The sequence below is a fragment of the Paracoccus sp. TRP genome, from assembly GCF_000185925.1.
Taxonomy (GTDB): domain Bacteria; phylum Pseudomonadota; class Alphaproteobacteria; order Rhodobacterales; family Rhodobacteraceae; genus Paracoccus; species Paracoccus kondratievae.
Genome location: NZ_AEPN01000024.1, coordinates 19,060 through 36,840, shown reverse-complemented (window position 1 = coordinate 36,840; position 17,781 = coordinate 19,060). Strand labels below are relative to the sequence as shown.

16 protein-coding genes are annotated in these 17,781 nt (G+C 63.4%); 6 read left to right on the top strand and 10 right to left on the bottom strand.

The features are described 5' to 3' along the window. Positions 1-59 precede the first annotated feature (59 nt). Complete coding sequence (gene acs, locus PARACOCCUSGL_RS0113545; protein ID WP_010397536.1) at positions 60-2,021, bottom strand: acetate--CoA ligase; 1,962 nt, start codon at positions 2,019-2,021, stop codon at positions 60-62. Positions 2,022-2,373: 352 nt separating this feature from the next. Between acs and PARACOCCUSGL_RS0113540 the strand changes: the two genes are divergently transcribed. Continuing rightward, on the top strand, positions 2,374-2,814 hold the full coding sequence (locus tag PARACOCCUSGL_RS0113540; protein WP_010397534.1) for a pseudoazurin: 441 nt from the start codon (positions 2,374-2,376) through the stop codon (positions 2,812-2,814). Between the two features lie 159 nt (positions 2,815-2,973). After that, positions 2,974-3,246, top strand: coding sequence for a DUF6522 family protein (locus PARACOCCUSGL_RS0113535; protein ID WP_010397533.1), 273 nt, complete (start codon positions 2,974-2,976; stop codon positions 3,244-3,246). 3 nt (positions 3,247-3,249) lie between these two features. Here the strand turns inward: PARACOCCUSGL_RS0113535 and ric are convergent, their stop codons facing one another. From ric to PARACOCCUSGL_RS0113520, 3 genes are read right to left on the bottom strand one after another with little or no spacing between them, the layout of a single operon-like run. Then, positions 3,250-3,915, bottom strand: a complete 666-nt coding sequence (ric, locus tag PARACOCCUSGL_RS0113530) for an iron-sulfur cluster repair di-iron protein (protein WP_010397531.1) — start codon at positions 3,913-3,915, stop codon at positions 3,250-3,252. After that, positions 3,908-4,507, bottom strand: coding sequence for a UbiX family flavin prenyltransferase (locus PARACOCCUSGL_RS20650; protein WP_010397529.1), 600 nt, complete (start codon positions 4,505-4,507; stop codon positions 3,908-3,910). Before PARACOCCUSGL_RS20650 ends, ric begins: the two co-directional genes overlap by 8 nt. Continuing rightward, positions 4,504-5,973: a UbiD family decarboxylase gene (locus PARACOCCUSGL_RS0113520; RefSeq protein ID WP_010397527.1), complete on the bottom strand. Its 1,470-nt coding sequence runs from the start codon at positions 5,971-5,973 to the stop codon at positions 4,504-4,506. Before PARACOCCUSGL_RS0113520 ends, PARACOCCUSGL_RS20650 begins: the two co-directional genes overlap by 4 nt. A 123-nt stretch (positions 5,974-6,096) precedes the next feature. Here PARACOCCUSGL_RS0113520 and PARACOCCUSGL_RS0113515 point away from each other — a divergent pair, with 123 nt between their 5' ends. From PARACOCCUSGL_RS0113515 to PARACOCCUSGL_RS0113500, 4 genes are read left to right on the top strand one after another with little or no spacing between them, the layout of a single operon-like run. Beyond that, on the top strand, positions 6,097-6,627 hold the full coding sequence (locus PARACOCCUSGL_RS0113515) for an SCP2 domain-containing protein (RefSeq protein ID WP_010397524.1): 531 nt from the start codon (positions 6,097-6,099) through the stop codon (positions 6,625-6,627). After that, positions 6,627-7,616 carry a peptidase U32 family protein gene (locus PARACOCCUSGL_RS0113510; protein WP_029372254.1) on the top strand — a complete coding sequence of 330 codons (990 nt, stop codon included), beginning with the start codon at positions 6,627-6,629 and terminating at the stop codon, positions 7,614-7,616. The genes PARACOCCUSGL_RS0113515 and PARACOCCUSGL_RS0113510 overlap by 1 nt, the downstream gene beginning before the upstream one ends. Before the next feature lie 2 nt (positions 7,617-7,618). Further along, positions 7,619-8,509 (top strand): U32 family peptidase, encoded by an 891-nt coding sequence (locus PARACOCCUSGL_RS0113505; protein ID WP_010397520.1) that lies wholly within the window; start codon positions 7,619-7,621, stop codon positions 8,507-8,509. Positions 8,510-8,532: 23 nt separating this feature from the next. Next, positions 8,533-9,747: an NnrS family protein gene (locus tag PARACOCCUSGL_RS0113500; RefSeq protein ID WP_010397518.1), complete on the top strand. Its 1,215-nt coding sequence runs from the start codon at positions 8,533-8,535 to the stop codon at positions 9,745-9,747. A 57-nt stretch (positions 9,748-9,804) separates the two neighbouring features. Here the strand turns inward: PARACOCCUSGL_RS0113500 and PARACOCCUSGL_RS0113495 are convergent, their stop codons facing one another. The 6 genes from PARACOCCUSGL_RS0113495 to PARACOCCUSGL_RS0113470 are packed head-to-tail and all read right to left on the bottom strand — an operon-like array spanning position 9,805 to position 17,775. After that, complete coding sequence (locus PARACOCCUSGL_RS0113495; protein WP_010397516.1) at positions 9,805-10,317, bottom strand: DUF2478 domain-containing protein; 513 nt, start codon at positions 10,315-10,317, stop codon at positions 9,805-9,807. Next, on the bottom strand, positions 10,317-11,114 hold the full coding sequence (locus PARACOCCUSGL_RS0113490) for a peptidylprolyl isomerase (protein ID WP_237701517.1): 798 nt from the start codon (positions 11,112-11,114) through the stop codon (positions 10,317-10,319). The genes PARACOCCUSGL_RS0113495 and PARACOCCUSGL_RS0113490 overlap by 1 nt, the downstream gene beginning before the upstream one ends. Before the next feature lie 11 nt (positions 11,115-11,125). After that, positions 11,126-11,812, bottom strand: a complete 687-nt coding sequence (gene narI / locus PARACOCCUSGL_RS0113485) for a respiratory nitrate reductase subunit gamma (protein WP_010397511.1) — start codon at positions 11,810-11,812, stop codon at positions 11,126-11,128. Positions 11,813-11,825: 13 nt separating this feature from the next. After that, a complete protein-coding gene (gene narJ, locus PARACOCCUSGL_RS0113480; protein WP_010397508.1) occupies positions 11,826-12,515 on the bottom strand; it encodes a nitrate reductase molybdenum cofactor assembly chaperone in 690 nt (229 codons plus the stop codon). After that, positions 12,512-14,029, bottom strand: a complete 1,518-nt coding sequence (gene narH, locus PARACOCCUSGL_RS0113475) for a nitrate reductase subunit beta (RefSeq protein WP_010397504.1) — start codon at positions 14,027-14,029, stop codon at positions 12,512-12,514. The genes narJ and narH overlap by 4 nt, the downstream gene beginning before the upstream one ends. After that, positions 14,026-17,775: a nitrate reductase subunit alpha gene (locus PARACOCCUSGL_RS0113470; protein ID WP_010397502.1), complete on the bottom strand. Its 3,750-nt coding sequence runs from the start codon at positions 17,773-17,775 to the stop codon at positions 14,026-14,028. The genes narH and PARACOCCUSGL_RS0113470 overlap by 4 nt, the downstream gene beginning before the upstream one ends. Positions 17,776-17,781 lie beyond the last annotated feature (6 nt).

Sequence of the window (17,781 nt, the reverse complement as noted above, 5' to 3'; positions counted from 1 at the left end):
CACGCCCGTGGATAATCTTGTCCGGCTTCAGGGCCGACGTCCTCAGGCCGGCCCCTGCGTCAGTGACGGTTCATGCGGTTTGTTATGAGCTCATCGACGACGCCCGGGTCTGCGAGGGTCGAGATGTCGCCAAGGTTGCCGAAATCGTCCTCGGCGATCTTGCGCAGGATGCGGCGCATGATCTTGCCAGAGCGCGTCTTCGGCAGCCCCGGAGCCCACTGGATCAGGTCAGGCTTGGCAATCGGGCCAATCTCGGTGCGGACCCATTTCTCAAGATCCAGACGCAGCTCATCACTTGGCTCAACACCGTTCATCAGCGTCACATAGGCATAAATGCCCTGACCTTTCAGCGGATGGGGGTAACCAACCACCGCCGCCTCGGCCACCTTCTCATGCGCGACAAGCGCCGATTCAATCTCGGCCGTGCCCATCCGGTGGCCGGACACGTTGATCACATCGTCAACCCGGCCCGTGATCCAGTAATACCCGTCCTCATCCCGACGGCAGCCGTCACCCGTAAAGTAATGGCCCGGATATTGCTGGAAATAGGTCTCCATAAAGCGCTGGTGATCGCCCCAGACCGTCCGCATCTGACCCGGCCAGCTGTCGGCAATGCACAAGACACCCTCGACCGCCTCGCCCTCCTTCTCCACCAAAGCGCCGGTCTGAGCGTCCAGGACAACCGGCTTGACCCCAAAGAAGGGCAGCGTCGCCGAGCCGGGCTTGGCCTCGATCGCGCCGGGCAGAGAGGTCAGCATATGCCCCCCGGTCTCAGTCTGCCACCAGGTGTCAACAATCGGGCAGCGGCCTTTGCCGACATGCTTGTCATACCAGTTCCAGGCCTCGGGGTTGATCGGCTCACCCACCGTACCAAGAATCCGCAAGCTCGACAGATCATGCTTTTCAACCCATTCCGGGCCCTGGCTGATCAGCGCCCGGATCGCGGTCGGCGCCGTGTAAAACTGGGTGACCTTGTGTTTTTCGCACACCGCCCAGAACCGGCCCGGATCAGGCCAGGTCGGTACGCCCTCAAACATCAGCGTCGTCGCGCCATTGGCCAGAGGGCCGTAAATGATGTAGCTGTGACCCGTCACCCAGCCCACATCGGCCGTGCACCAGAAAATGTCGCCCTCTTTATAGTCGAACACATACTGGAAGGTCGTCGCCGCATAGAGCAGATAGCCCCCGGTCGTATGGACTACCCCCTTGGGCTTGCCGGTCGAACCCGAGGTGTAAAGGATGAACAGCGGGTCCTCGGCATTCATCGGGCGCGGCGGGCAGTCGGGGCTGACCTGCTCCATCATCGCCAGCACATCGACGTCACGCCCGTCGATCCAGGTGGTCTGGTCGCCGGTATGTTTGATCACAAGGCAGCGCACCCGGTCCGAGCAATGCAAAAGCGCGGCATCGGTGTTCGATTTCAGCGCGGTCTTACGCCCGCCGCGCGGCGCGGTATCGGCGGTGATGACCAGCTTGGCACCCGAGTCATTGATGCGGTTGGCCAGCGCATCGGGCGAGAAACCGGCAAAGACGATCGAATGGATCGCACCGATGCGCGCACAGGCCAGCATGGCATAAGCGGCTTCGGGGATCATCGGCAGATAGATCACCACCCGGTCGCCCCGCATCACCCCCTGGCTTAGCAGCACATTGGCAAAGCGGTTCACCTTTTCGGAAAGCTCGGCATAGGTAATGTGGCGCGCGGGCTGGCTGGGGTCATCGGGTTCAAAGAGGATCGCCGTCTGGCTGGCACGCTGCGGCAGATGGCGGTCGATACAGTTCACCGAGGCGTTCAGCGCCCCGTCCTCGAACCATTTGATCGACACCTTGCCCATGGTGAAATCGGTGTTCTTCACCTTGGTAAAGGGCTCGATCCACTCCAGCCGGCCAGCCTCGCGCCGCCAGAACCCCTCAGGGTCGGAAATCGATTCGGCATAAAGACGGGCGTAGTCACCAGGACCAATATGAACATCCTCAAATCCAGGAGGAATCGGATGTTTCAAAACCTTTTCAACGGACATGGCACGCCTCCTCAATAGCAATCCGCATCGGGTCGCTTTACCCCCACCCTCCTCTCAGGTGCCGCACGGGGGGCAGCGGTCGCCGATCAGTTTGCATGTTAATCCCAGTTTCTATTTTCAGTAAACCTTTTTTTATAAAGGAATTTTTTGTAAAAAAATTGACGGCTATTCTAATGAATTTGTAAATTTTTCACAAATCGGACAGATCTGTGGTCTTAGCCTGCGGCAATCTGGTCGGCAGAAATCCGAGTAATTTCCTTTTTGCTTGATTTTCATCAAGTCGCCTGAGCCGGAACAGGATCAGGACAGGGGCGATGGGTCGTCATGCGCCCAGTTTACCAAGGAGACCGTGATGTTTCACAAACCCCTTGCCGTCGCAGCCATCATGGTGGCGCTTGGCCTTGCCCTGCCTGCGGGTGCCGAAACCCATGAGGTGCACATGCTCAACAAGGGTGAGACTGGCGCCATGGTGTTCGAGCCGGGCTTTGTCCGCGCCGAGCCTGGCGATGTGATCACCTTTATTCCCACCGACAAAAGCCATAACGTCGAAGCGATCAAGGATATCCTGCCCGAAGGCGTCGAGCCCTTCAAAAGCAAGGTCAACGATACCTACACCCTGACCGTGACCGAACCCGGCCTTTACGGTGTGAAATGCACCCCGCATTTCGGCATGGGCATGGTCGGGCTGGTACAGGTCGGCGACGCCCCGGCAAATCTTGAGGCCGCCAAGACCGCCAAGATGCCCAAGAAAGCGCGCGAGCGCATGGATGCCGGGCTGACTCAGGTGAACTGAGGCAGCGTTTTTCAAACGGCAGCAAGACAGAGATGGGCGCGATCCGATCGCGCCCTTTGCCATTCCTGCCGCTTCGGGCCGGTGCGTTCAGGTTTTCGCCATGGCAAAATGACCCGCGCATGCCCATATGTCGCAAGCAACCACCCGGAGGGATCTGGCATGGACAGGATCGACGTGACCGAACAAGGTTTCGTAGTCGATGCGCATGAGCTGGCCGAAGCCTTTGGCCTTGAACCGGACCGCGTGCCCGAACTGATGCGCACGAGCCTGATCACCACCCGCTGTGAGACCGGCGAGGGTGAAGACGCCGGACGCCATCGCCTGACCTTCTTTTTCAAGGGCCGCGCGCTGCGGCTGACCGTTGATCAGGCGGGCCGGATCCTCAAGCGCGCGCGTTTTGACATCCCCGCCCGCAATGCTGCCCCGGGTTAAGTCTTACGAGGTCAGGGCGCGGGGAAAGAGCACCTCTTCTTCAAGGTGGATATGGGCGACCACGTCGTCGCAAAGCTTGCGCAGCCCGGTGTAAAGCGCCGTCCATGAACCACAGGCCCCTGCAGGCAGGGTCAGGCCACGGGTCACATGTTCGATCCTGTGCAGGACCTGCCCGGTATCCTCATGCTCGGCCTGCATCACCCGGATCGGCCCGGCAAGCATTGCCCCCGCCCCCTGCAGGATCGAGGGGAACAGCACCGCCTCTTCCTTGGCCATATGCGATTCAAGTTCGTCCCGCAGCAAGACCAGCGCCTCGGTCAGGCCCAAGGGGGCCTCTTCGTGATCGCCATGCACTGCCTCGACCCGCTCAGCGAGGCTGATCAGAAAGGCCAGCTCTTGCCGGTGGGTCCGATGATAACGGGTCAGGATATGTTCGATCAGCGCCGGTGTCTCAGAGGGGGCATCGCGTCCGGCCTGATCGCTCAGCGCCTGCAATTCGGCGCTGAGCGTGGCCAGCGGCACACCGGCTTTCTCAGCCGCTTCGGCCAGTGCGACATTGCCCCCGCAGCAAAAACTGATGCCGGCGCGGCGAAAGACCTCTGCCGCGCCGGGCAGCCGGGCCGCAATGTCGCCGACAATGGCTGTGGAGCCAAAGGTGATGTCAGTCATGGGTATCTCCTTCGCAGGGGTTCACAGGGGGATTGGCCGGGCTCCACGCCCGCGCCAGAGGCGGGCCGAGGCGCAGCAGATCGACCGCGCGGGCGGCGATCTGGGCGGTGACTTCGGCAAGGCTTTGCGGGCGCAGGTAAAACGCCGGAACGGGCGGCAGGATCACCGCCCCCATCCGCGTTGCAGCCTGCATATTGTCGAGATGCGCCAACGTCAGCGGCGCCTCACGCGCAAGCAGGATGAGCGGCCGGCGTTCCTTGAGCTGAACCCCGGCGGCGCGGGTCAAAAGCCCATCGTCCAGCCCATGGGCAATGGCAGCAAGGCTGCGCATCGAACAAGGCGCAACGATCATTCCCGCGACCGGACATGAGCCCGAGGCGATCTCGGCCCCGGGGTCCCCTTGGGCATGGACCCGCGCCGCCATGGCGCACAGATCAGCCAACGCCCCGGTGCCGACCTCGGTGGCAAGCGTACGCTTGGCCATGGGCGAGACAACCAGATCAACGTCAGCCCCCACGCGGGTCAGCGCCCGGGCACAATCCAGCGCCAGCGCCGCGCCTGACGCACCCGAGACGCCAAGCACCACCCTCATGGCAGCACCGTCGCAAGCAGAGCCTCGGCCCGTGCCTCATGCTGCGGATCAAGGTGCATGACGCGGCCCCATTCGCGGCTGATCTCCGCCCCGATCTTTGTGGTCGCATCAAGGCCAAGCTTGCCCGCCAGCCCCTCAAGGGGCGATGCAAAATCAAGGTAATCCATCGGCGTGCGGTCCAGCAGCACCGTGTCGCGGGCCGGGTCCATTCGGGTCGAGATTGCCCAGACGATATCGTCCCAGCTGCGCACATCAATGTCGCGGTCCACGACCACGATCATCTTGGTATAGCTGAACTGGGGCAGCATCCCCCACAGCGCCATCATCACCCGTCGCGCCTGACCGGGATAACGTTTGTCGATCGCCACCACCGCCATGCGATAGGAACAGGCAGCGGGCGGCAGCCACAGATCGGTAATCTCGGGGATCTGGGTGCGGATCACAGGCAGCGCCAGATCGTTGAAAACCTCGCCAATGACCGAGGGTTCATCAGGTGGCCGTCCGGTGACGGTCGAGAGGTAAAGCGGCGCCTCGCGACAGGTGATGCGGCTGACGCGCATGACCGGGAAAGGCTCAACGGCATTGTAATAGCCGGTGTGATCGCCGAACGGCCCTTCGGGCGCGGTCTCTCCGGGGTGGATCCAGCCCTCGATAATCGCCTCGGCGCGGGCGGGTACCATCAACGGCACGGTTTTCGCCGCGACAAGCTCGGTCCGCGCGCCGCGCAGCACCCCCGAAAACCCCAGCTCTGAAACCGTTTCAGGCAGAGGCAAAGCAGCGGCAAGCAACAACGCGGGATCCGCGCCAAGGGCGATGGCGACCGGCATCGCCTTACCCGCCCTTTCCCATGAGCGATGATGTGCCGCACCGCCGCGATGGGCGAGCCAGCGCAGAATCAGCCGGTCGGGCGCCAGAACCTGCGCGCGGTAAACACCAAGGTTATAGCGCGTCAGATCCCCGGCGCGGCTGTCCTCTGGCCGGGTCAGCACCACTGGCCAGGTAATCAGCGGCCCGCCGTCATTGGGCCAGGGGGTCTGGACCGGCAGGGCATCAAGGTCCGATAGCTCGGCCTCCTGCACCGGGCCATGACGCAAAAACCGCTGCCGCATCCTTAGTGCCGCGCGCAGCATCGGCCAGCGCGACATGGCATCCCGCATCCCCTCGACCGGCGGCGGGCTGCGCAGCGCAGCCAGAAACTCGCCGAACTCCACGATCTTATCCGGTTCCAGACCAAGGCCCGCCGCGACCCGCGCGCGGGTACCAAACAGGTTGGCGATGACCGGGATGCGCGCACCCTGCGGGTTGTCAAAGCGCAGCGCAGGGCCGCCCCGGCGCAAGCAGGCCAATTCGACAGCCGTCATCTCATGGCGCAACGACACGGGCTCGGCGATGCGCGCGAGCTCGCCCCGCGCCTCCAGCCAGGACAGAAAGGACCGCAGATCAGGAAAAGGGGGAAGGCTGCGCATCGCTGGCTCCGTCGGGCCCGCGACAAGGCGGGCGATGATGGGCGCAAAGCTAGGCGGCAAATTCCGCGCATGACTTGACGAAGATCAATCACAACCCCGATTAACCGGCCTAGACCGTCTGGCATGACCCAGCGCCCTGCCCTGCTGCCGCTGCTGACGCGGCTTCCGCCCCCGCCGCTTGCCCGCCCGGCCCTTGGGCTGGCGCTGACGGCTTTTCTGCGCCGCATCGCCCAGCGAAACCCGTCGATCCTGTCGCGGCTTGGCCCCTATGCCGGCGCGCGATTTCTGCTTGATGTCCGCGACGGGCCGTTTCTTTTGCTGATGCAGCCCGAGGCGCGGCGTCTGAGCGCCCATTCCCGCCGCACGCCTGAGCCTGCGCATGACGCCGCGATCCGTGGCGGGCTTGCCGCCTTTCTTGCCATGCTGCACGGGGCCGAGGACGGGGATGCGCTGTTCTTTTCCGGCGAGTTGCAGATCGGCGGCGACACTTCTGCCGTGCTGGCGCTGCGCAATGCGCTGGACGACGCCGAACTGGACCTGACCGAGGAACTGGCCGCCCTGTCCGGCCAGTTTGGCGGCTGGCTGCGGCGCGGCTCGGCCCTGGCCGCGCGCAAAAGCGGCCTGATCCTGTCCCGACAAGAGGTATTGCCATGATGGAGCTGGTCTGTCCGGCCGGAACCCCGGCAGCTTTGCGTGCAGCGGTCGATGCTGGCGCACATACGGTCTATTGCGGCTTTGCCGATGAAACCAATGCCCGCAACTTTCCCGGCCTGAACTTCAGCCGCGAGGAAATGGCCCAGGGCATCGCCTATGCCCATGCCCGCGGCGCCAAGGTGCTGATTGCGATCAACACCTTTCCCCGCGCGGGTGATCAGGCGCTGTGGCACCGCGCCGTCAGCGATGCAGCAGGTCTGGACGCCGATGCCGTGATCCTTGCCGATCCGGGGCTGATCGCCCATGCGGCCCAGACCCATCCCCATCTGCGACTGCATCTTTCGGTTCAGGCGGCCGCCGCCAATCCCGACGCGATCAATTTCCATGCCCGAACCTTTGGTATTCGCCGGGTGGTTCTGCCCCGTGTGCTTTCGGTCGAGGAAATCACCGCCATCAACCGCGAAATCGACATCGAAACCGAAGTCTTTGTCTTTGGCGGGCTATGTGTGATGGCCGAGGGGCGTTGTTCGCTATCCTCATACGCTACGGGGCTTTCGCCGAATATGAACGGCGTCTGCTCACCCGCCAGCCACGTTGCCTATGCCGATACCGGCGGCAATCATGAGGCGCGGCTGGGGGAATTCCTGATCCACCGCACGCCCAAGGGCATGCCTGTACCCTATCCGACGCTGTGCAAGGGCTGCTTTACCTCGCCCGGCGATGGCAGCAGCCAGACCGGCCATATTTTTGAGGATCCGGTCAGCCTTGATGCAACCCGGCTGATCCCGGCCCTGCAAAAAGCCGGCGTCACCGCCCTGAAGATCGAGGGGCGGCAGCGGTCGCGCGCCTATGTGGCGCAGGTGGTGCGCGCATTTCGCGCCGCGGTCGAGGCCGCCGATCAGGGCGCACCGATGCCCGAGGGGCTGCTGGCCCGGCTGACCGAGGGGCAGGCCGCGACCACCGGCGCCTATGCCAAGACATGGAGATGAACATGGATCTGACCATTGGCCCCATCGCCTTTTTCTGGAGCGCAGAGCAGGTCCGCGCCTTTTACCAGAGGCTCGCCAGCACTCCGGTTCAGCGGGTGGTGATCGGGGAATGGGTCTGTTCGAAACGCCTGCCCTTCTGGCAGCACGAGATCCCGGCCGCTGTCGAGGCCCTGCAAGCCGCCGGCAAAGAGGTCGCGCTGTCCACGCTGACACTCATCACGCTAAAGCGCGAGCGGCGGCAGACAGCCGGGCTGTTTGCCTCGGACCTGCCGGTCGAGATTGCCGATCTGGGGGCGCTTCAGCACCTGCCCGAGGGCGCACCCTTTTGGGTCGGCCCGACCGTGAACGTTTATAACGAGGGCACGCTGGAATGGCTTGCCGCGAAAGGCGCGCGCCGCATCTGCCTGCCGCCCGAGCTACCTCTTGCCTCGGTCGTGCAGCTTGCCCGCGCGGGCCGTCAGGCGGGCGTCGCGGTCGAGGTCTGGGGCCATGGCCGCGCACCGCTGGCAATCTCGGGTCGGTGTTATCACGCGCGGTTACATGATCGGGCCAAGGATAACTGCCAGTTCGTCTGCGCCGAAGACCCCGACGGCCGCCTTGTCGAGACATTAGAGGGCCAGCCTTTCCTGACCGTGAATGGCGTCCAGACGCTGAGCCACGCCCACATGACCGCCGCCCCGCACGCCGCGGCGCTGCGCGAGGCAGGCATAAGCGCCCTGCGCCTGTCGCCTCAGCAAGATAATTTTGATGATATCATAAATATTTACGCGCAGATTCTTGAAAATGGATTGCCTGCGCCCGATGCGCTTTCCGATCTGCGGCGCATTCTGCCCGGCACGGTCTTTGCGCAAGGTTTTCTTGACGCGCAGCCCGGTGCAACCCCCTGCCCCTGACCCTTTTCGGATGGAGACGCGCAATGTCCACCGCGGAACGCATGCGCAATTATCGCGGGCCAGTCCTGTTCAGCCACGGATTTCGGGCCTTTTTCCTGCTCTCATCACTATGGGCGGCACTGGCCATGCTAGTGTGGGTCGCCATGCTGAGCGGGGCCGGGATCCTGCCTCTGGCCATGGATCCCTTTAGCTGGCACGCGCATGAATTCCTTTTTGGTTATACAAGCGGGGTCATTGCCGGATTCCTTTTGACGGCGGTGCCGAACTGGACCGGACGGCTGCCGGTGATCGGCACGCCATTGGCCGGGCTGGTCGGGCTGTGGCTGCTGGGGCGGGTGGCGCTTGCAATCTCGGGCCTGCTTGACTGGCGGGTGGTGATGGTGGCGGACCTGGCCTGCACCCTGGTCCTGCTTGCCTTTCTGGCGCGCGAAATCCTGCATGGCCGCAATTGGCGGAACCTGCCGGTGCTGGCGCTGTTGGCGCTGTTTGCCACCGCCAATGCGCTGTTTCACCTTGAGGCCGCACGAGGAGAGGCCGCCTTTGACGGTATGGGTATGCGGCTGGGGCTGGCTGCGGTCCTGATGCTGGTGGCGCTGATTGGCGGGCGGATCACCCCCAGCTTTACCCGCAACTGGCTGGCTGCAAGGGGCCGCACACGCCTGCCCGTGCCCTTTGGCCGCGCGGATGGCGCGGTGCTGGGGCTGACCGGGCTGACGCTGGCCGGTTTCATTGCAGCGCCCGAGGCCGCATGGATGCCATGGCTGATGCTTGTGACGGGGGCGGCACAACTGTGGCGCCTTGCGCGCTGGCAGGGCCTGCAAACCGGGGCCGAACCGCTGCTTTGGGTCCTGCACCTTGCCTATGCGCTGCTTGCGCTTGGCTTTTGGGCCGAGGGGGCGGCAGGGTTCGGCCTGATCGCCCCAGCCCCCGCCCGGCATATCTGGCTGGCCGGGGCGATCGGCCTGATGACGCTGGCGGTCATGACCCGCGCAAGCCTTGGCCACAGCGGCCGATCGCTGCACGCCGGGCCGGGCACTACGGCACTGTATCTGGCGCTTTGTGGCGCGGTGGTCACGCGGCTGCTGGCCGGCTGGCTGCCCGCACAGCTGTGGCTGCTGCATTTGTCGGGCACGCTGTGGGTTATCGGGTTCGGCGGCTTTGCCCTGTTGTATCTGCCGGTGCTGGCGCGTCCGCGGGTGGCAAAAAAGCCGGTCTCAGGGCCGGGCCGCACCGCCTGAGCCTTGCAGCAAAAAGCCCGGTCGCGTGACCGGGCCTTTCTCATGGGAAAAGACAGATCAGGCCGGCTGCAGCCCGCAGGCGCGCTGGCACCAGTCAAGGACCGCCGCCTCATCCCCCGGCAGGGCTGTGGCAAGCCCCTCGGCAAAGCCTTGAAACGCGGGCAGGTTCAGCCCGTTTACCCCGCACAGGACCGGAATGCCGCGCGACAGCGCCTCGGCGATCAGGGGGGCAAATCCCCGGCCTTCGCTTTCCTGCTTGCCAAATTTATTGACAAGCAGCAGATCCGCACCGGGCAGTGCGGCGGCAACGCCCGAGACAGCCGCCTCCAGCACACCCGCATCCAGCCGACAGCCGCGTGCGCCATTGCCGCGGTCCTCGCTGATGCGCAGCACCGGACCATCCGGCAGCACGCGCAGGTCCATATCGCATTTGATCCGCCCCTCGCGCCGCGGGTTGGTCTGAACGGTCCCGGCAAGCCGGATACCACCGTCCAGCAACCGCGCGGCGACACCGGCCAGAAACAGGTCATTCGCACCACGACCGGGTATGCTGACATAGGCGAGTTGCATCATGCGCCCCCTTCGCGTTGAAACGAGACGCCCGAGATCCGGGCCCTTGCGATCAACCCATCTATATAGTCATGGCTGGCGCGCAGCCATGCCGCCTTGTCATGCGCCTCACGCAGGCGCGGAAGGACGGCGGCAAAGGGCAGCACCTCGCCCCGCGCCCGCGCATCAAGGCGGATGATGTGCAGCCCATAGCGCGTTTCGGCGATGGTCAGCGCGCCTTCCTCCATCGTGGCCAGCGCCGCCTCGAACTCGGGTACCGTATCGCCGGCGGTCAGCTGGCCCAGCACGCCGCCCGAGGTTTTCGAGGAACAGGCGCTATGGCGTGCTGCCAGCTCAGCAAAGCGGCGCGGCGCGGCACAAAGCTCGGCCAGAACCGCCCCGGCCTCGGCGCGCGCCCTTTCACGCGCCTTGGCATCATCCGGGGCAGCGGCGAAAAGGATATGCGCCGCCTCGTATAGCGAAGGAGAGCGGAACTGTTCCGGATGCGCCGCGTGATAGGCCGCCAGCACCGTCTCATCGACGGGATCGGGTTGGATCTCCTGATCCAGCAGAGCGCGGATCAGGGCCTCTTCCGCAGTTTCCCACTGGCCGGGCGCAAGCTCGGCAGGTTCAGCGGTGATGCCTTGCGCGCGGGCCTCTTGCAACAAAAGTTCGCGCACCGCCAGCGCCCGCGCTGCTGCGCGCCAGGCATGACCGGGCTTGCCCTTGGGCGCGGGATGGTTCTGCGCCTCGGCCGCGATGCGGCCGGGGTCGATGGTGACGCCGTTCACCACGACCGGCGGCAAAAGCGGTTTCATCTCCATCGCCCTTACTCCGCCGGGAAGCGGCGCGAGCGCACGATCTGATAGCCCGGTCGCCACAGATAGCGCACCGGAGCCGAAATCATGTGCACAAGCCGGGTAAAGGGAAAGAGCACAAAGATCGTCAGCCCCAGCAGGATATGCAGTTTGAACAGCCAATGGACATGGGCCAGATGTTCAGCCGCACCGGCGCGCAGATAGACGATCCCCTGCGCCCAGGACATGAGCAGGGTCATCTCATGCCCGTCAAGATGCTGCATCGAAACCAGAATCGTCGCCAGCCCAAGGACCAGTTGCGCGACAAGCAGCGCAAGAATGCCGGTATCGGCCAGAGTCGAATGGGCGCGCACGCGCGGGTCGGTCAGTCTGCGATGCAAAAGCAGCGCCCCGCCGATAAGCGCCATAACCCCGGCGATGCCGCCCACGGTCATCGCCATCACCTGTTTTGCGCCATGGCTGATGCCGATGGCGTCAAAGACGGCGATCGGGGTCAAAAGCCCGACCAGATGGCCGCCAAGAATAATCAGCACGCCGACATGAAACAGGACCGAACCGATGACGAATTGACGACGACGCAGGATCTGGCTGGACTTTGATTTCCAGCTGAAAGGGTCGTGGTCATAGCGGATGACAGAACCCAGGATCATCACCGTGATGGCGATATAGGGGTAGATGCCGAAAAGAACATAGTTCATCTGCGCCTCCTGTTCATTGCGCCGGGCTTTGGGCGCGCGGGGCGTCCATACGGGCCAGAATGTCGCGGCTGACCGGACAGCCGGCGTTGGGATCGGGGCCAAACGTCACCTGTGCCTCTTCCCAGACGGCGTCTAGCGCGGCTAGATCCTCGGGGTCGTCATCGGGGACGGCGGCCAGTTCTTCGGGCAGTTCGACCGGCTCGGTCACCACAAGCGCCACCAGCGCGCCAAGGACAGCGGCATAGGCGGACTCGCGCCGCGTCAGCCGCTCGGCCAGCGCGACAAGGATATGCGAGGCATCGGCCAACAGCGCCAACGCCTCGGGCAGAGGCCGGGTGGACAGGTATTCCAGCAGCACCGGCAGGTGATCGGGCAGCTCGGACCCCGCAAGGTCAAAGCCGCCGTCGCGATAGGTTTCAAGCAGGTCCACCATCGCGCCGCCGCGGTCGCGGCTTTCGCCGTGGACATGCTCAAACAGGTTCAGCGACAGGCTGCGCGAGCGATCAAAAAGCAGCACATAACGTTCCTGCAAATCGTATAGGTCGCCCTGCCCCAGCTTTTGCAACAGGCTGCGGATTTCATCCATGCGCCGGGGACCAAGCAGGCCCTCGGATTGCAGGACCTGCTCAATCTGGGGCAAAGCGGCGATCAGATCTTCGCCGGGATAGCTCAGCAGCGCGGAAAGGGCCTTGAAGGTTTTCATGCGATGAACTCCTGCGGGCTGCGGAATTTCTTGCCGCCAAACAGCGAGGGGCTGTTGCCCGACGAGCAGCCATGCCCATCGGTAAAGCCACAGCCGCCGCGCAGGTCATAGGCATCCTCGACCAGCTCACGATGCGTGGTCGGGATGACAAAGCGATCCTCGTAATTGGCGATGGCCAGCAGGTGATACATCTCATCAATCTGCTGGGGGGTCAGGCCGACCCGTTTTGCAATGGCAAGGTTCACCACGCCGTCCAGCGTCCTGGAACGCATGTAGCTGCGCATCGCCAGCATCCGTTCAAGCGCGGCTGCGACAGGGGCTTCGTCCCCGGCGGTCAGCATATTGGCCAGATAGCGCAGCGGGATGCGCAGGCTGCGCACGTCGGGCATATCGTCCTGCGCCGCGATCTTGCCCGCCTCGGCCGCGTTCTGGATCGGCGACAGCGGCGGCACATACCAGACCATCGGCAGGGTGCGGTATTCAGGGTGCAGCGGAAAGGCAATCTTCCACTCCATCGCCATCTTCCAGATCGGAGATTTCTGCGCGCCGCGGATCCAGTCCTCGGGGATGCCCTCGGCCCGGGCGGCGGCAATCACCTCGGGATCGTCCGGATCAAGGAAAACACCCAGTTGCGCGTCGTAAAGATCCATCTCGGACTCGGTGCTGGCAGCCTCGGCGATGCGGTCGGCGTCGTAAAGCATCACACCCAGATAGCGGATGCGCCCGACGCAGGTTTCCGAACAGACCGTGGGCTGGCCGGATTCCAGGCGCGGATAGCACAGGATGCATTTTTCCGATTTGCCGGTGGACCAGTTGTAATAGATCTTTTTGTAGGGACAGCCCGAAACGCACATCCGCCAGCCCCGGCATTTGTCCTGGTCAATCAGGACGACGCCATCCTCTTCGCGCTTGTAGATCGCGCCCGAGGGGCACGAGGCGACGCAGGCCGGGTTAAGGCAATGTTCGCACAACCGCGGCAGGTACATCATGAAGGTGTTTTCATATTCACCATAGATGTCCTTCTGAACGCCCTCAAAGTTATAGTCCCTGCTGCGTTTTTCGAACTCGCCGCCAAGGATTTCTTCCCAGTTCGGGCCCCATTCGATCTTTTCCATCCGCTCGCCCGAAATCTTTGAGCGCGGGCGGGCGCTTGGGAACGCCTGCATCTCGGGCGCCGATTTCAGATGGTCGTAATCGAAATCAAAAGGTTCGTAGAAATCGTCGATCTCGGGCAGGTCGGGGTTGGCAAAGATATTGGCAAGGATGCGCCACTTGCCGCCCTGCCGGGGTTGCAGATGCCCCGATTTCGTCCGCACCCAGCCGCCGTTCCAGCGTTTCTGGTTTTCCCAATCCTTGGGATAGCCGATGCCGGGCTTGGTCTCGACGTTGTTGAACCACGCGTATTCGACCCCCTCGCGCGAGGTCCAGACGTTCTTGCAGGTGACCGAACAGGTATGACAGCCGATGCATTTGTCCAGGTTCAGCACCATGCCGATTTGTGCGCGCACTTTCATTCCGCTGCCTCCGTGGCTTGGGTTGCGGGGCGATCGAGCCAGTCGATCTTGTCCAGCTTGCGGACGATGACGAATTCGTCCCGGTTGGCGCCCACCGTGCCGTAATAGTTGAACCCATAGGACAGCTGTGCATAGCCACCGATCATATGGGTGGGCTTCAGCACCGTGCGGGTGACCGAGTTGTGGATGCCGCCGCGCAGGCCGGTAATCTGGCTGCCCGGCGTGTTCACGATCTTTTCCTGAGCGTGATACATAAAGAGCGTGCCTTCCTTCATGCGCTGGCTGACGACGGCACGCGCAGTGATGACGCCGTTGCTGTTAAAGACCTCGACCCAGTCGTTATCGACCAGCCCGGCCTTTTTCGCGTCGATCTCAGATATCCACACCACCGGACCGCCGCGGTTCAGCGTCAGCATCAGCAGGTTGTCGGTATAGGTCGAATGGATGCCCCATTTCTGGTGCGGGGTGATAAAGTTCAGCACCACATGCTTTTCGCTGGCCCCCAGCGACTTGCGGGCATCCGCCGTGATCGTCTTGAGATCGACCGGAGGCCGCCATGTCACGAAAGCCTCGCCAAAGGCGCGCATCCATTCGTGATCCTGATAAAGCTGCTGGCGGCCGGTCACGGTGCGCCACGGGATCAGCTCATGCACGTTGGTCCAGCCGGCGTTGTAGCAGACCTCTTCGCTTTCGATGCCTGACCAGGTCGGAGACGAGATGATCTTTCTGGGCTGGGCAGCGATATCGCGGAAGCGGATCTTTTCATCCTCTTTGACCTCGGCCAGATGCTGGTGGCTGCGGCCCGTGGCCTTGCCAAGCGCCTGCCATGCCTTGACCGCAACCTCGCCATTGGTTTCGGGGGCCAGCATCAGGACCACTTCGGCGGCGTCGATCGCCGTCTCGATCCGCGCCATGCCCCGGGTCGGGCCATCCTCGGTCACGCATCCGTTCAGGGCCTGCAGGTGGTGAACCTCATCCCTGGTGTCCCAGGAGATGCCCTTGCCGCCGTTGCCAAGCTTTTCCATCAACGGGCCAAGCGCGGTGAACCGCTTGTAAAGGTTCGGATAATCGCGCGTCACCTCGATATAGTTCGGCGCGGTCTTGCCGGGGATCAGATCGCATTCGCCCAGCTTCCAGTCCTGTACAAAGGGTTGGGCGATCTCGCCCGCGCTATCGTGCTGCAAGGGCAGCTGCACGACATCGGTTTCGACCCCCAGCACCTCGGGTGCGATCTCGGAAAACTTGCGGGCAATGGATTTGAAGATTTCCCAATCGGTGCGCGACTCATAGGCCGGGTCCACCGCCGCCTGCAGCGGGTGGATAAAGGGATGCATGTCCGAGGTGTTCATATCGTCCTTTTCGTACCAGCTGGCGGTTGGCAGGACGATGTCGGCATAGACAGCGGTGGTGGACATACGGAAGTCGATGGTCACCAGCAGGTCCAGTTTGCCCTCGGGCGCCTTGTCATGCCAGGTCGCCTCGACCGGCTTCTGACGCCCCTCCTGCCCCAGATCCTTGCCAAGCACGCCGTGATCGGTGCCAAGCAGGTGCCTGAGGAAATATTCATGCCCCTTGCCCGACGAGCCAAGCAGGTTCGAGCGCCAGACAAAGAGGTTGCGCGGCCAGTTCTCGGGCGTGTCCGGGTCCTCGCAGGACATTTGCAAGGCGCCGGATTTCAGCCCGCGCGCGACATAATCGGCAACCGGAACACCCTCGGCGCGGGCGGCACGGCCGACCTCCAGCGGATTGGTGCGCAGTTGCGGGGCCGAGGGCAGCCACCCCATCCGTTCAGCCCGGATATTATAGTCAATGAGGCTAAGCTGGCCCCAGTCCCCCTTGGGCGCGGTCGGGGACAGGATCTCCTGCGCCCCCACCGTTTCATAGCGCCACTGGTCGGTATGGGCATACCAGGCCGAGGTCGAGTTCATGTGGCGCGGCGGACGCGCCCAGTCCAGCGCAAAGGCCAGCGCCGTCCAGCCGGTTTGCGGCCGCAGCTTTTCCTGTCCAACGTAATGCGCCCAACCACCGCCCGACTGGCCGACACAGCCGCACATCACCAGCATGTTGATGACGGCGCGGTAATTCATGTCCATGTGGAACCAGTGGTTCATCGCCGCGCCGATGATAACCATGGAACGCCCGTTGGTCTTTTCGGCATTGGCGGCGAATTCCCGCGCCACCTGGATGATCTTGTCACGGCGGACGCCGGTGATGTGCTCGGCCCAGGCGGGGGTAAAAGGCACGTCAGCGTCATAATCGCGCGTGACGTGGTCGCCCCCAAGCCCACGGTCAAGGCTGTAATTGGCACACAACAGGTCAAAGACCGTCGCGACAAGCGCCTCTTCCCCATTGGCCAGGGTCAGCCGCTTGACCGGTACATTGCGGGTCAGGACCTCGCCCCGGTCATCAATGGCAAAGCCGTTGGTCGCGGCACCGCCGAAATAGGGGAAATCGACGCCCACAATATCATCGCGATCCTCGTCAAGGATCAGGCTCATCTTAAGGCGAACCGCGTCATCGCCGGCCTTTTCCTCAAGGTTCCAGCGCCCCTCTTCGCCCCAGCGGAAACCGACCGAGCCGTTCGGGACCACGATACGGTCGCTGATTTCGTCAATGGCGACGGTTTTCCATTCGGGATTGTTGGCCTGACCCAGCGCGCCGTCTAAATCGCTGGCGCGCAACTGGCGGCCCGGGATCAGACGGCCATCGCGCTGATCAAGCCTGACCAGCATCGGCATATCGGAATAGCGGCGGCAGTAATCCTCAAAATACTCGGCCTGCCGGTCCAGGTGGAATTCACGCAGGATGACGTGGCCAAAGGCCATCCCAAGCGCCGCATCGGTGCCCTGCTTGGCGTTCAGCCAGATGTCGCCGAATTTTGCGGCCTCGGAATAGTCGGGGCAGATCACCGCCGATTTGGTGCCGCGATAGCGCGCCTCGGTATAGAAATGCGCGTCAGGGGTGCGGGTCTGCGGCACGTTCGAGCCCCAGAGCAGCAGATAGCCCGCATTATACCAGTCGGCCGATTCCGGCACGTCGGTCTGTTCGCCCCATGTCTGCGGGCTTGCCGGCGGCAGGTCGCAATACCAGTCGTAAAAGGACATGCAGGTCCCGCCCAAAAGCGACAGATAGCGCGTCCCGGCGGCGTATGAGATCATCGACATGGCCGGGATGGGCGAAAAGCCAAAGACCCGGTCGGGGCCGTATTTACGTGCGGTATAGGCATTGGCAGCAGCGATGATCTCGGTCGCTTCGTCCCAGCCTGCGCGCACAAAGCCGCCCTTGCCGCGGATGCGGGTATAGCTTTCGCGGGCGGCGGGGTCGTTCTGGATCGCCTCCCACGCGGCGACCGGTGACATGCTGCGGCGCTTTTCGCGCCACAGCCGCATCAGCCTGCCCCGGATCATCGGCGTTTTCACCCGGTTGGCCGAGTAAAGATACCAGCTGTAGGACGCACCCCGCGCGCAGCCGCGCGGTTCATGGTTGGGCAGATCGGGGCGGGTACGCGGATAATCGGTCTGCTGCGTCTCCCATGTGACGATGCCGGATTTGACATAGATCTTCCACGAACAGGACCCGGTGCAGTTCACCCCATGGGTCGAGCGCACGATCTTGTCGTGGCGCCAGCGGGCGCGATAGCTTTCCTCCCAGTCGCGGTTTTCGACCGTGGTCTGGCCATGGCCCTCTGAGAACACGTCCTTGCGGGCGGGCCTCAGAAAATTCAGACGGTCCAGCAGATGGCTCATTGCTGT